General features: G+C 39.9%; 16 protein-coding genes and 1 other annotated feature. Of the genes, 14 read left to right on the plus strand and 2 right to left on the minus strand.

The window, feature by feature from the left end; translation table 11 throughout:
- Nucleotides 1-7 precede the first annotated feature (7 nt).
- From OMU_RS13625 to sufB, 13 genes are all read left to right on the plus strand, one after another.
- Nucleotides 8-628 carry a DUF1361 domain-containing protein gene (locus tag OMU_RS13625; RefSeq protein WP_016180475.1) on the plus strand — a complete coding sequence of 207 codons (621 nt, stop codon included), beginning with the start codon at nucleotides 8-10 and terminating at the stop codon, nucleotides 626-628.
- An 89-nt stretch (nucleotides 629-717) separates the two neighbouring features.
- Nucleotides 718-1,914, plus strand: a complete 1,197-nt coding sequence (locus tag OMU_RS13630; RefSeq protein ID WP_016180476.1) for an FtsW/RodA/SpoVE family cell cycle protein — start codon at nucleotides 718-720, stop codon at nucleotides 1,912-1,914.
- Nucleotides 1,907-2,260 (plus strand): arsenate reductase family protein, encoded by a 354-nt coding sequence (locus OMU_RS13635; protein ID WP_016180477.1) that lies wholly within the window; start codon nucleotides 1,907-1,909, stop codon nucleotides 2,258-2,260. Before OMU_RS13630 ends, OMU_RS13635 begins: the two co-directional genes overlap by 8 nt.
- A gap of 4 nt (nucleotides 2,261-2,264) precedes the next feature.
- The gene (locus tag OMU_RS13640) at nucleotides 2,265-2,597 is read left to right on the plus strand and encodes a glycine cleavage system H family protein (RefSeq protein WP_016180478.1); all 333 of its coding nucleotides are present in this window, start codon (nucleotides 2,265-2,267) and stop codon (nucleotides 2,595-2,597) included.
- A gap of 62 nt (nucleotides 2,598-2,659) precedes the next feature.
- Nucleotides 2,660-2,912: a binding site (T-box leader), on the plus strand.
- A gap of 308 nt (nucleotides 2,913-3,220) precedes the next feature.
- Nucleotides 3,221-4,255 (plus strand): methionine ABC transporter ATP-binding protein, encoded by a 1,035-nt coding sequence (locus OMU_RS13645; protein ID WP_016180479.1) that lies wholly within the window; start codon nucleotides 3,221-3,223, stop codon nucleotides 4,253-4,255.
- Nucleotides 4,248-4,934, plus strand: a complete 687-nt coding sequence (locus tag OMU_RS13650; RefSeq protein ID WP_016180480.1) for a methionine ABC transporter permease — start codon at nucleotides 4,248-4,250, stop codon at nucleotides 4,932-4,934. Before OMU_RS13645 ends, OMU_RS13650 begins: the two co-directional genes overlap by 8 nt.
- Nucleotides 4,935-4,989: 55 nt before the next feature.
- Nucleotides 4,990-5,832, plus strand: coding sequence for a MetQ/NlpA family ABC transporter substrate-binding protein (locus OMU_RS13655; RefSeq protein WP_016180481.1), 843 nt, complete (start codon nucleotides 4,990-4,992; stop codon nucleotides 5,830-5,832).
- Between the two features lie 150 nt (nucleotides 5,833-5,982).
- A complete protein-coding gene (locus tag OMU_RS13660; RefSeq protein WP_016180482.1) occupies nucleotides 5,983-6,405 on the plus strand; it encodes a GFA family protein in 423 nt (140 codons plus the stop codon).
- Nucleotides 6,406-6,545: 140 nt separating this feature from the next.
- Nucleotides 6,546-7,316: a Fe-S cluster assembly ATPase SufC gene (gene sufC / locus OMU_RS13665; protein ID WP_016180483.1), complete on the plus strand. Its 771-nt coding sequence runs from the start codon at nucleotides 6,546-6,548 to the stop codon at nucleotides 7,314-7,316.
- A gap of 13 nt (nucleotides 7,317-7,329) precedes the next feature.
- Nucleotides 7,330-8,607: a Fe-S cluster assembly protein SufD gene (gene sufD / locus OMU_RS13670; RefSeq protein ID WP_016180484.1), complete on the plus strand. Its 1,278-nt coding sequence runs from the start codon at nucleotides 7,330-7,332 to the stop codon at nucleotides 8,605-8,607.
- On the plus strand, nucleotides 8,607-9,842 hold the full coding sequence (locus tag OMU_RS13675; RefSeq protein ID WP_016180485.1) for a cysteine desulfurase: 1,236 nt from the start codon (nucleotides 8,607-8,609) through the stop codon (nucleotides 9,840-9,842). Before sufD ends, OMU_RS13675 begins: the two co-directional genes overlap by 1 nt.
- Complete coding sequence (sufU, locus tag OMU_RS13680) at nucleotides 9,829-10,302, plus strand: Fe-S cluster assembly sulfur transfer protein SufU (protein ID WP_016180486.1); 474 nt, start codon at nucleotides 9,829-9,831, stop codon at nucleotides 10,300-10,302. The genes OMU_RS13675 and sufU overlap by 14 nt, the downstream gene beginning before the upstream one ends.
- 145 nt (nucleotides 10,303-10,447) lie before the next feature.
- Entirely contained in the window at nucleotides 10,448-11,842 is a 1,395-nt protein-coding gene (gene sufB, locus OMU_RS13685; RefSeq protein ID WP_016180487.1) for a Fe-S cluster assembly protein SufB, read from the plus strand.
- 94 nt (nucleotides 11,843-11,936) lie between these two features.
- On the opposite strand, the gene OMU_RS13690 is transcribed toward sufB, so the two are convergent.
- Nucleotides 11,937-13,079 carry a tyrosine-type recombinase/integrase gene (locus OMU_RS13690; protein ID WP_002287705.1) on the minus strand — a complete coding sequence of 381 codons (1,143 nt, stop codon included), beginning with the start codon at nucleotides 13,077-13,079 and terminating at the stop codon, nucleotides 11,937-11,939.
- A gap of 38 nt (nucleotides 13,080-13,117) precedes the next feature.
- Nucleotides 13,118-13,852 (minus strand): helix-turn-helix transcriptional regulator, encoded by a 735-nt coding sequence (locus tag OMU_RS13695; RefSeq protein WP_002287709.1) that lies wholly within the window; start codon nucleotides 13,850-13,852, stop codon nucleotides 13,118-13,120.
- A 231-nt stretch (nucleotides 13,853-14,083) separates the two neighbouring features.
- On the opposite strand from OMU_RS13695, the gene OMU_RS13700 reads away from it, so the two are divergent.
- Nucleotides 14,084-14,359: a helix-turn-helix domain-containing protein gene (locus OMU_RS13700; protein WP_002287723.1), complete on the plus strand. Its 276-nt coding sequence runs from the start codon at nucleotides 14,084-14,086 to the stop codon at nucleotides 14,357-14,359.
- Nucleotides 14,360-14,371 lie beyond the last annotated feature (12 nt).

The raw sequence follows: 14,371 nt of genomic DNA on the forward strand, positions 1-14,371 counted from the left end.
TATAATTATGAAAAAAGTTTACGGATTCCATTTGAGTGTATGGGTGTATATTTTATTTATGTACTTTACGCAAGGAACCTTTTCCTTTATGGCTTTGAATGTCTTTCTGGCATGGTTGCCAATCGTTTTTGCGGAATTATTTTTGAAATTAGAAAGTAAATGGCGCTGGTTTTTCATTTCGTTATGGTTATTATTTTTTCCAAATATTCCGTATCTAATGACTGATTTGTTTCATTTGGCTAGTTTGAGGATTTATCAGCCTGGGGGACATTTTCTAGATGACAGCAATGCTTGGTGGTCCTATCTTTTATTGTTGCTGCCAATTCTTTTGATGGTGTTTGTGGGTATGGTGCAAGTATTTAAAATAATCTCGGCTGTTAAATTACAGATGATACAGAAAATCAGTGGCATTGTATTATTGTCAGTTCTTTCTAGTATAGCGGTTTATATTGGTCGCTTTGACCGCGTTCATTCGGTCGAGCTGTTCATTCATCCTATGACTGTATTGAAATTACTTATTGGTAATTGGAGTGTTGGAAAATTTCAGTTTGTCCTGATGTTTAGTATTTTGCAATTAGGGATTTGGGGATTGATCTATTTTTTACCACATGTTTTTCAAGAAGAATAAAGATTTTGCAAAGTCAGCGATGCTGACTTTTCATTAGACAAATAAGCGTCTATAATAAGGCAAGTATACTGTGGGAAAAGAGATGAACAATGGATAGATTAAGAAAGAATAATAATGACAGCCGAATTGATTATGGCGTTATTTTACCTGTTTTTATATTGTGTTTGATTGGGCTCCTTGCTTTATATGTGGCACTGACTCAGGATCCGAGAAATCCGAATGTTTTTCGTGGTTTAGCCATGCAAGCTGTTTGGTACGTGGTTGGTGCATTAGCTGTAGTAATTATCATTCATTTTGATGCAAAACTTCTATGGCGTTTAACTCCTTTTCTGTATGTGATTGGTTTAGCAGTCATGTTGGCATTGTTGAAATATTACGATACGGCTTTATTTGCCTCTACAGGTTCGAAAAACTGGTTCAAGTTTGGGACGCTGACTTTCCAGCCTTCGGAACTAATGAAGATTGCTTATATTTTAATGATGGCGATGATTATCACTAAACATAATGTGGCGAATAAGCTTCGAAGTCTTAAGACTGATACTACGTTGATTGGTAAAATGTTTTTAGTAACTATTCCGGTTTTAGTTTTAGTTTTGGCGCAAAAGGACTTTGGTACAATGCTTGTCTTTTTGGCCATATTTGCAGGAATGTTTTTGATGTCGGGAATTTCATGGTTAATCTTAGTTCCCACGATTATCTTAGCAATTATTGTGGGTGGCACTTTGATATTTTTTGTCACGACAGATACGGGTCGAGAAATTTTATCACACATCGGGTTCAAGAATTATCAGTTTGCTCGGATTGATTCTTGGCTTGAGCCTTTCCATGATCCAAAAGGAATTAGCTTTCAGCTTGCTCATGCATTGATGGCAATCGGTTCTGGTGGGATGTTTGGGACTGGCTACAATGTTAGTAATGTCTACGTGCCAGTTCGGGAATCGGATATGATTTTTACAGTCATTGGTGAGAACTTTGGCTTCATCGGCGGTGCTTTTGTAATTTTGATTTATTTTATTTTGATTTATCGTATGATTCGGTTATGCTTTGACATGAATAATGAGTTCTATGCTTATATTGCATCAGGAATCGTTATGATGATGCTGTTCCATGTTTTTGAAAATATCGGCGCAAATATCGGTTTGTTACCATTAACGGGAATTCCGTTGCCGTTTATTAGTCAAGGTGGATCATCGATTCTGGGAAATATGATCGGAATCGGTTTGATTCTATCAATGCGTTATCAAAGCGCAGACAAACAACCTATTAGGAGGACACGCAGTGCTTAAATTTTATTGGTATCCCAAATGTTCAACTTGTCGTAAAGCCAAAGCATGGTTAGAACAGGCGGATGTACAGTTTGAAACAATCGATTTGGTTCAAGACACGCCTTCAGCTGATACTTTTGAAAAGTGGATAACAGCTAGTGGGTTGCCAGTTCGCAGATTTTTTAATACTAGCGGCATGAAATATCGTGAATTAGGTTTGAAGGACAAAATGGCAGATTTATCGGTAGAAGAAGCCAGCGAATTATTAGCAAGTGACGGGATGTTAGTGAAGCGCCCATTACTGATCAAAGATGATCAATTTTTAACGAATGGATTTAAGGAAACAACATACGAAAGGAAGTTCTAATTAAATGAGTTACTTGAAAAAAAATGAAGGTCTGTGGATCTTACACAATGATAAAGACTATTGCATGGGTTTAACTGCTGAAATGGCGGATACACTTGGTGAAGTGACCTTCATCTCATTGCCAAAAGTTGGTCAATCAGTTAAGGCTGGTGAACCATTACTGGAAATCGAAGCAGAAAAAGCGGTCCAAGAATTCAAAAGCCCGTTGACGGGTGTGGTTTCATCTGTTAGCGAAAAGGTGGTTGCTGATCCTGCTGCGTTGAATGTGAAAGAAGAATTGGATGCATGGATCTTGTCTTTACGGGAAGTCGATGTTGATGAGTTTGAAAACCTATAAAGAAATTTTCATTTGATGTTTGACAGGAGAAAATCAGCCTGATATAATCCTTTCATACACATGAGAAAGCGATGAAAAGAAAAGTACATCTGATTAAAGTACAAAGAGAGCTCTGATATGCTGAAAAGGAGTTATGGCAATGAGATGGAAAATGGTCTTTGAGCAGGATGGACGAAGCGGGTGCTAAGTCTATCACGGGAGTGCCCGTTACAGCGCCTCAGTATACGCGTGAAGCAAGTACTGGCAGAGGTTGTGATCGCAAGGTCAGAACGAATTTTAGGTGGTAACACGGAAGTCAAAGCTTTCGTCCTAAGTGTACATTCGTACATTTGAGGGCGGAAGCTTTTTTTATCAGTCCAACTTCTCGCAGCAGCTCATAGTTGGACTGACAAAATGAAATTTTGAAGCTTTATAAGGATACTCGTACTTTAGTTGGATGATATGCGTAATGAGAATAGAATTATTTCTCCCGTTTTTGGAAAAATAAATTCATTTCAACGAGGTAGCAGTCAAACTTCCTCATCAAATTTTTGCAGATTAGTGCAATGACAAGCGAAATGAAAAATAGTTATATATCTGAACTAGCTAAAAGCTAATCAGTTATTGGAAAGGGTGTAAGAAATATGGCATTGATTGAGTTAAATCAAGTGGGGAAAAGTTTTGCCGGCAAGACTGGACCAATCCACGCAGTCAATGGAATTAATTTAGCAATTGATGAAAAGGATGTTTATGGCATCGTTGGTTATTCAGGAGCTGGCAAGAGCACATTGGTTCGTTTATTAAATGGATTAGAAACACCTACTGATGGACAAGTATTAGTCAATGGTGAAGATGTTGCCAAGCTGCAAGGAGCAGCATTAAGAACATTTCGAAAAAAAGTTGGGATGATCTTCCAGCATTTCAATCTATTATGGTCACGAACAGTCATTGAGAATATTCAATTACCCTTAGAATTGGCAGGCGTGGCAAAAGATCAACGTCACAAAAAAGCAGAAGAACTGCTAAGTCTAGTCGGACTTGATGGCAGAGGAGACGCTTATCCTTCTCAACTATCAGGCGGACAAAAACAACGGGTCGGGATCGCAAGAGCGTTAGCCAATGATCCAGATATCCTGCTTTGTGATGAAGCGACCAGTGCGCTAGACCCGCAGACAACGGAAGAAGTTTTAGAATTACTAGCCAATATTAATAAGAAATTAGGGTTGACGATTGTGTTGATCACTCATGAGATGAACGTAATTCGCAAAATTTGTAACAAGGTCGCTGTGATGGAGTTAGGAAAAATCGTAGAAGAAGGTTCTGTTCGCGAAGTGTTCCGCCATCCACAACAGGAAGTGACTAAGATTTTTGTACAGCAGGATCTTGAACCTAAAGCTGATCCATCTGAATTACTGAAGGAATTTATCAAAGAAAATCCCAACGGAACATTAGCGACATTGCACTTTTTAGAGGACAATGCCAATGAACCAGTCGTATCACAAGTAATTCGTAATTTTCCAGTGAATATCAGCATCGTTTATGGCAATATCGAACGGGCAACGGGGAATTCCTTCGGCACATTGACGGTTCAATTAACTGGCGATGCGGATAAGGTTGAAGAAGCGATCGCCTTTATTGAAAATCAACAAGTGGAAGTGGAGGTGCTGCACCGTGGATAAGAGTTTTTCAGAGACATATTTAAACTTTCAACAGGTATCGTGGGATACGCTAAAGGAAGCCATCAATGATACCTTGTTTATGACGATCGTTTCTATGTTGATCGTGTTTGTCTTAGGACTATTGCTAGGACTGCTGCTTTATTCATTGGGGCGGAAACATTCCGCTGCTCGCAGTATCTTATATGGACTAGTTTCAATTCTCAGCAATATATTCCGATCAACGCCCTTTATGATTTTAATGGTCTTGATTATTCCATTTACTAAAGCATTGGTAGGAACAATGCTAGGCGCGAAAGCAGCGATTCCGGCATTGGTTTTATCAGCGGCTCCATTTTATGCACGACTGGTTGAAATTGCTTTTCGTGAAGTTGACTCCGGTGTGCTAGAGGCGGCAGATTCGATGGGGGCTAGTTACTTCCAAACAATCTATAAGGTTTTGATTCCAGAAAGCTTGCCAGCATTGATTTCAGGATTAACAGTTACTTCGGTTTCGATGATCGGTTTTACCGCGATGGCGGGTGCAATTGGTGCAGGTGGACTTGGAGCATTGGCCTGGCAAGAAGGCTATCAACGTGGGAATTACACAGTCACACTGGTAGCGACAGTAATCATTTTGATTATCGTATTTATCGTTCAAGGACTTGGCGATTTCTTGACAAAACGAACAGACAAACGTTAACACAGAATAGCAATTATTCTTAAAAATAAATCCAAAAAAATAGGGGGAACCATCAATGAAAAAGAAAATTTTAGGTTTTGCAGCAGCAGCATTATTAACAGTTGGCTTGGCAGCATGCGGAAATAGCAGTTCAGGCTCATCAGACAGCAGCAGTAAAGAAAAGAGCGACACATTAGTCGTCGGTGCATCACCAACTCCGCATGCGGAAATCTTGGAGCACGTAAAGCCATTGCTTGAAAAAGAAGGCGTGACTTTGGAAATCAAAAAATTTGATGACTATGTGTTACCAAACAAAGCGCTGGCAGACAAAGATATCGATGCAAACTATTTCCAGCACAAACCTTTCTTTGAAAAGGCAGTGAAAGAGAATGACTACAAATTCACGGATGCAGGTGCTGTTCATATCGAACCAATGGGCTTGTACTCTAAAAAAATCAAAGACATCAAAGATTTAAAAGAAGGCGCAACAGTTATCACTTCAAGTTCTGAATCAGACTGGGGACGCATCATCACAATCTTGCAAGATGCGGATTTAGTCAAGGTTAAAGACGGTGTAGATTTAGAAACAGCAACATTTGAGGATATTGCTGAAAATCCTAAGAATTTAAAATTCGATCACTCAATTGACCCTGCTTTGTTGGCTACAACTTACAGCAATGATGAAGGCGATCTAGTAGCGATCAATGCCAACTTCGCTTATGGTGCTGGTTTAAATCCAGTGAAGGATGCTGTCTTGCTTGAAAAAGATACTTCTCCATATGCCAACATTTTAGCTGTTCGTACAGAAGATAAAGACGATCCTCGGATTGAAAAACTGAACAAAGTCCTACATGAAAAAGATGTTCAAGATTGGATCTTAGAAAAATGGGACGGGTCTGTAAAACCAGTTGATAAATAATTTAATTAAGCGCTGAAGGAGTAAAATCTTTCAGCGCTTTTTTTCAGCCTATTTTATACTGACAAAGGTATAAAAAAATCATACTTTACTTAACTACTAGCTGTTACACTGGAAATATAAATTTTAAATCAGCTCGAAAGGATGGACTATATGAAATTAAATGGAAGTTGTTTGTGCAACTCGGTGACGGTTACTATAGAAGAAGTTGAACCAGCGATCACCGTCTGTCATTGTCATATGTGTCAAAAATTCTTCGGTGGACCATTTTTGTCATTAGCGAGTGTGTTGCCAAAGGATGTTGAGATCAGTGGAGAAGAACAGATTCAGCGCTATCTGTCTTCGGAATGGGCAGAACGGGGATTTTGTAAGAAATGCGGCAGCGGTCTGTTCTATCATAGCTTGGCAGATGACGAATATTATTTTCCAGCGGGCTTGTTTGCTGAAATCGATCAAGCGAAGCTGACGACGGAAATTTTTTATGATCAGAAGTCGGCGTTCTTTCATTTTAAGGAGTCCACAGAAAAATTAACCGAGGAAGCGTTCTTACAAAAACTCTTTACAGATTCTGATTAGTTCAGTCGAGAAAAAGTATTTTTATAATTATTCTAAATAAAGGATAGTTTTTTAGAAGAAAATTGGTGAATCAGTTTGTATTCCATTCTCATTTAGTCTAAAATATGTGAGAACGAGAAAAAAATTTTGGAGGTACTTTCATGTCAGTTTTAGAAATCAAAGACTTGCACGTTGCCATTGACGATAAAGAAATTTTAAAAGGTGTAAACCTTGAGATGAAGACAGGAGAAATCCACGCCATCATGGGACCAAATGGGACTGGTAAGTCAACTTTATCCGCAGCAATCATGGGCAACCCAAACTATGAAGTGACGAAAGGCGAAATCCTTTTCGATGGAAAAAATATCTTAGACTTGGAAGTCGACGAACGCGCACGTCTAGGGTTATTCTTAGCGATGCAATATCCAAGCGAAATCCCGGGAATCAGTAATGCTGAGTTCATGCGAGCAGCGATCAACGCTCGTCGTGAAGAAGATGAAAAAATCTCCGTGATGCAATTTTTGAAAAAATTAGATAAAAAAATGGAATTGTTGAATATGCCAGAAGAAATGGCGGAACGCTATTTGAACGAAGGCTTCTCTGGTGGGGAAAAGAAACGTAACGAGATTTTACAGTTATTGATGATCGAACCTACTTTTGCAATTTTAGATGAAATTGACTCAGGACTTGATATCGATGCCTTGAAGGTCGTAGCGAAAGGGATCAATGAAATGCGCGGTGAAGAGTTTGGCGCGTTGATCATTACCCACTACCAACGTCTATTGAACTACATCGTACCTGATGTGGTGCATATTATGATGGATGGCCGAGTAGTCTTGACTGGCGATGCAGAATTAGCAAAACGTTTAGAAGCTGAAGGCTACGCAGGCATCTCTGCTGAATTAGGTATCGATTACAAAGAAGAAGTTTAGGAGGGCAAGATAGATGAAAAAATGGATAGAATATCTTGAGGCCGTCAAAGCTTTCTCAGCCGAATGGGCCGAACCTCAATGGATGACCGATTTACGGGTCAATGCGTTAACAAAAATCGATGAGCTGCCTTTACCAGTGATTGAAAAGGTAAAATTCGCTCGTTGGAACCTTTATAATGTAAAACCTGAGCATCAAGAAGCAGCGGGGACCATTCCAAGCTTTGATCAAATGAAAGACAATCCAATGATCGTGCAAAGTGGGGAGACGACTGTTTTCGAACAAATCTCACCAAAGCTTGCGGATCAAGGCGTGATCTTCACGGATTTAGTGACAGCGATGCAAGAGCATCCTGAATTAGTCAAAGAATACTACATGCAAAAAGCAGTACCCGTTGAAGAAAATTCATTGACGGCGTTACATGCCGCTTTCATGAACAATGGGATCTTCCTATATGTACCGAAAAACGTGGTGATCGAAGAACCAATCGAAAGTCTCTTCCTGCATAACGGCGATGACGATGCGCATTTCTTCAAGCACGTCTTGATCGTGGCCGAAGACAATAGTGAGTTCTCTTACTTAGAACGTTTTGAATCACAAGGCGAGACAGCGAAGAAACTTTCTGGGAACGTAGTGGTCGAAGTGATCACGAAACCAGGTGCTCGCGTGAAATTCTCAGCGGTAGATTCAATGGGAGCGAATATCGCGACTTATATGAACCGTCGCGGCTACTTAATGCGCGATTCTATGATCGATTGGGCAATCGGTATCATGAATGACGGCAATGTGATCGCGGACTTTGATTCTGATTTAGTGGGTGAAGGCTCACATTCAGAAGTGAAGATCGTAGCGATCAGTGATGGCAAACAAATTCAAGGGATCGATACTCGTGTAACCAATAAGGCCCCGCATACGATCGGACATATTTTACAACACGGCGTTATTCTTGATAAATCTACCTTGACCTTCAACGGGATCGGGCATATCTTAAAGGGAGCGAAGGGCGCCGATGCACAACAAGAAAGTCGTGTATTGATGCTGTCTGAGAAATCTCGCGGCGACGCCAATCCGATTCTTTTGATTGATGAAAATGAAGTCACGGCCGGACACGCGGCCAGTGTTGGTCGGGTTGACCCAGATGAACTCTTCTATTTAATGAGTCGCGGACTAGAGCGCGCGGCAGCGGAGCGTTTGGTTATTCGCGGATTCTTAGGACCTGTTATTACTGCTATTCCAGTTAAAGCCACTCAAGAGCAACTGATCGATACGATCGAAGGGAAGTTGAGTAAATAATGAGGGATTTTTCTACTATTAGAAAAGATTTTCCGATTCTTTTCCAAGAAGTAAATGACGAACCACTTGTTTATTTAGACAATGCGGCAACTACACAAAAGCCGACGCAAGTCTTGGATGTTTTGCGCCATTATTATGAACATGACAATGCCAACGTTCATCGTGGGGTGCATACGTTAGCTGAACGGGCGACAGCCGATTATGAAAATAGTCGCGAAAAAGTCCGAGCTTTTATCAATGCGAAGGAAACAGCAGAAGTCTTGTTCACGCGTGGAACGACCACCGGCTTGAATTGGTTGGCTCGCAGTTATGGCGATGCCTTTATTAAAGAAGGCGATGAAATCGTCATTTCTTATATGGAGCATCATTCTAATATTATTCCGTGGCAGCAATTAGTCGAACGCACAGGTGCAGTTCTGCGTTATTTGCCATTAACGGATCAAGGCTTTATTGATATGACAGCCGCAAAAGACATCATCAACGAAAAAACAGCGATCGTTTCATTGGCCTACGTTTCAAACGTGCTGGGTGTGATTAATCCGATCAAAGAATTAGCGGAAATGGCTCATGCCAATAACGCGGTAATGATCGTGGACGGTGCGCAAGCTACTCCACATATGGCTGTTGATGTTCAAGCACTTGATGCCGATTTCTTTGCTTTTAGCGGGCATAAGATGTGCGGACCAACGGGAATCGGTGTATTATATGGCAAACGTCAATGGTTAGAACAGATGGAACCGGTAGAATTTGGCGGCGAGATGATTGATTTCGTCAATCTGTTTGATAGTACCTGGAAAGAACTGCCATGGAAATTCGAAGCAGGCACACCGAACATCGCAGGTGCCATCGCTTTAGGCGCAGCGGTTGATTACTTGAACGAGATCGGGATGGAGAATATCCATCGCTACGAACAAGAATTGGTTGACTACGTCTTACCTAAGCTGCATGAGATCGACGGAATCACGACTTATGGACCTCAAGATCCAAAACATCATACCGGTGTGATCGCTTTTAATCTGGATGGCATCCATCCTCATGACGTAGCGACTGCTTTAGATATGGAAGGGATCGCGGTGCGTGCCGGTCATCACTGTGCGCAACCGTTAATGAATTATTTGAATCTGCCAGCGACGGCGCGGGCCAGCTTCTATTTCTACAATACGAAAGAAGATGCGGACCGTTTGATCGAAGCAATTCAGGCGACGAAGGAGTTTTTCAAAGATGGCGCTAAATAAATTAGACAATTTATATCGACAAGTGATCTTGGATCATTCCGCTCATCCTCATCATCGTGGAAAGCTAAGTGACTCTACGAAAACGATCGAGATGAACAATCCTACTTGCGGCGACGTGATCGAGCTAGAACTAATTGTCAAAGACGACGTGATCACAGATATCGCATTTTCCGGCAGCGGCTGTTCGATTTCAACCGCTAGTGCTTCTATGATGACGGACGCAGTAATCGGCAAACCAGTCTCAGAAGCAGAACATTTAGCAGTTATTTTTGCCCAAATGGTTCAAGGCAATCCGATTCCTGAAAAGGATGAAGAAGCATTGGGAGACGCAGCGATGCTTAGCGGGGTCGCAAAATTCCCAGCCCGCATCAAATGCTCAACGTTAGCATGGAAAGCCTTAGGCAAAGCATTAACCGATGAACAAGGTAAAGCTCGGGAAGGGCAATATCATAAAGATTAGCAAGATAAATACTTTAATATGAATGAGGATGCCAGTTCTACTTTCTGCTTTAGCAGATTTAGTAGAATGGTATACGGCATGAGAATCAAACTTATTTTTCTGAAGGGAAAATAAATACATTAATACGAATAAGGAGCGGGACTACATGAGTGTACCTGAAATGCAAGAGGAATATCAATTTGGCTTCCACGATGATATCGAACCCGTCTTCACGACTGGTGAAGGTCTATCGGAAGAAGTCATTCGCGAGATCTCCCGCGCAAAAGGAGAACCAGAATGGATGTTGGATTTCCGCTTGAAATCCTTAGAAACATTCAGAAAATTAGAGATTCCCGGTTACGGACCAGATTTATCCGAACTGGATTACGATAAAATCAACTACTTCATCCGTTCCAGCGACAAACCTGCACGTGATTGGGATGATGTACCAGAAGAAATCAAAACGACCTTTGAACGTCTAGGGATTCCAGAAGCAGAACGCGCTTATTTAGCTGGTGCCTCTGCCCAATACGAATCAGAAGTGGTGTATCACAACATGAAGGACGAGTTCACCAAATTAGGGATCGTCTTCACGGATACAGATTCAGCTTTGAAGGAATACCCTGAATTATTCAAAGAATATTTCGGAACATTAGTACCACCATCCGATAACAAATTAGCTGCACTAAACTCAGCAGCTTGGTCAGGTGGAACCTTCATCTATGTACCAAAAGGTGTGAAGACCGATATTCCGATTCAGTCTTACTTCCGAATCAATTCGGCAAACACTGGACAATTCGAACGGACATTGATTATCGTGGACGAAGGCGCAAGTATCAATTATGTTGAAGGCTGTACCGCACCAACGTACTCTTCTGACAGCCTGCATGCCGCAGTCGTAGAAGTTTTCGTTAAAAAAGACGGCTACTGCCGTTACACCACGATCCAAAACTGGTCAAACAACGTCTACAGTTTGGAAACAAAACGTGGACAAGCCCAAGAAAACGCGACAATGGAATGGGTCGATGGAAACTTAGGCTCAAAAGTAACCATGAAATACCCAAGTGTCTATATGGAAGGCAAAGGCGCCCGCGGTACGATGCTATCGATCGCTGTAGCCGGCAAGAATATCGTGCTAGACAACGGTGCCCGCATGATCCATAATGCACCAAACACCTCCAGCTCGATTGTTTCAAAATCCATCGCTAAAGATGGCGGCGCCGTAGACTACCGTGGAACGGTCCGCTTCGGACGAAACAGTGCAGGTTCATTCAGCCATATCGAGTGCGATACGATCATCATGGATGATCAATCAAGTTCCGATACGATCCCGTACAACGAGATCTTGAATGGAAATGTGTCTCTGGAGCATGAAGCGAAGGTTTCAAAAATCTCTGAAGAACAATTGTATTATCTGATGAGTCGCGGGATCTCTGAACAAGAAGCGACGGAGATGATCGTTATGGGATTTGTGGAACCATTTACGAAGGAATTACCAATGGAATACGCTGTGGAGTTGAACCGTCTGATTCAGTATGAGATGGAAGGCAGTGTTGGGTAAACCTGTTATAGGAGCTAGAACCCTTGATATATAAGGGTTCTAGCTTTTTTGTTTTGCCTGTATACTAGAAATGACCAGATTTTGACCAGCTCTTTTACTGATGAGCCATCATATCAGCAAAGTCTTGACCTGTTTTCTTAGGTGCATTATTTGTAATATGTGCATAGATGTCTAATGTCACTTTACTATTTTCATGCCCTAATCGTTGTTGAACTACCTTGACAGATTCTCCTGCTTCTAATAATAAACTAGCATGTGTATGTCTAAACCCATGAGGTGTAATACGAGGCAAGTTATATTTTTTCAAAATATATCTTAACCAATCATTAACAGTGTTTGGAATGTATAGAGTGTTTTTAACTGTTGTAAAAACATGTTGCTCTTTAGAGCTAGTATTGTATCCAAGTTTTAAATACTCTTCTTTTTGCTGTAATTTCCAGTTGTTGAGGATAGAAAGAGTCTCAGTATCTAAAGAGATAACTCGTCTAGAAGCTCTTGTTTTCGGAGATTGAATTATAACTTTACCAAATTCATCTACAGCAAGAGTTTTATTGACATGTAGTTCTTTATTAAACGTGTCTATGTCTTTCCACTGTAAAGCGAGTACTTCACTCTTTCTCATACCTGTGTATGCCAATAATCTGAAGAAGGCGTATTGTTTCATGTTACCAAAATCTTTAAAAGCATCCAGTAAATTATTAAGCTCCTCTTTTGAGTAAAATTTACGATTTTTCTCATACTCTTTTTTTCGTGGAAGAAGTGTTTTTTCCATAGGATTATTGTCAATATATTGCATTGCAACCCCGTAGCGTAAAATTTGTGCAGTCTGTTTTCTCATATAATCGTAACTTTCATATTTACTGTGCCATTCATCTACCACTTTTTGACAATATGGGACAGAGATATTCGATAGTTTAAGCTTACCAAATGCTGGAAGTATTTGATTATTTGCGTATCTTACTGAGATTGCGATTGTTGAAGCTTTAACACTGGTACGCTGATGAGTTATCCATTCATTATACAGGTCTTCAAATGTCATATCAGGTGCTTTCTTTTTAACACCGTATAATATTTGATGTCTGTACTCGTCATAATCTTTTTGAGCTTCTTGTTTGCTACTAAAACCTCTTCTCGTAGTATTTATTTTTTCACCAGTTCGTGGATCGGTGGCAATGTGTCCTTTATACATCCACGCCACTTGACCGTTTTTCTTTTTGTACTTTGATATTTTTGCCATTAAATCATCTCCTCTTAGTTTACAAGGAGTACTTACCACTAGATGGTATCACCTCCCTTCATTTTTTTCTTAGTGTATTTTTTCCCAATTGATGAAATCGTTTGTTCTAGCTTGTTTATATTATCAGTAATTTCTCTCACAGCTTCTTCGGGATAAGACATGTCTTTCAATTGAATAGGTAGCCATTCATCTACCATTCTTTCTAGTAGTTCTTCTATACTGCTAGTGAGGAAAAGAATGTTATTGTCAAATTCTTCTACAATAGCATTGATGAATAATTCTTCTATTTTTAAGATATTGAAAAGACTAATTTTTTCATTTTTAACTTTATTACAAGTCTTGTTAGCAATAAATTCTTGCATCTCTGGTTCTAATTTGGAATATCTATCCAGCCATGTATCTAAATTAGAGTGTACTGGTGGGAACTGTTGACGAAGATGCTGGAACAGGTTTTTATCTGGAAATGTTATACCATCTAGTACAATGCTATCTCTATAAAGAATAATTCCCAAAATATATTCTTCTACATTGCCACAAACTAACTCCTCTATACTCATATTTCCCAAATCAGCAATTCGGGATAATCGCTCTGGTATTGGTAAATAGGTTCCCTTCTCCCATTCGTAGATAGTTTTTTTGTCAATTAATTGACCGTTGTTAATCATAAGACCAAATGCTGGTTGTGTTAATTTTTTACTCTTTCTTATAGCTTTTATTTTTGTTCCGAGTATCTTTTTTCGTTCTAAATAATTTATTGGTGGACGTTTTATCATATTGACCACACCTCCTAAAATTAGTATACCTCAAAAAAGGGGTGTTGTAAATAAATTTTACAAAGCTGTTGACACCCCTTTTTTATCGAGGTATTATGTGTATGTCGATGAACTGGTAATCATTTTTTGTTTGATTAATCGGTTAATAACAAAATACTTTTATTTTGAGCAAAAAATACGAAGATAATTCTTAGAAAATTTGTTCAAGCAATCACGAAAGGAGGGGGAAATATGTCTCTACAAATCATTGATAGCATTGTTTCTATACAAGTTGAACAACAAGTGAAAGAGATAATTACAGTGCTAAAGCCTATGCTAGAAGACATTATTTCTGGAGTCACTCTAGAGTATATGGACTATCAGCAGGCAAGTGAATATCTAGGTGTATCAGTAGGAACGATTAGAAAATATGTTTCTCAATACGGGTTACCTGTTATAAAAATTGATACGGTCATTAGATTTAAAAAATCTGATATTGATAGTTTCATGGAACGGTATAAAGGTTGAGTAAACAAATAA

The sequence above is a fragment of the Enterococcus avium ATCC 14025 genome (assembly GCF_000406965.1).
In the GTDB taxonomy this organism is placed as follows: Bacteria; Bacillota; Bacilli; order Lactobacillales; family Enterococcaceae; genus Enterococcus_A; species Enterococcus_A avium.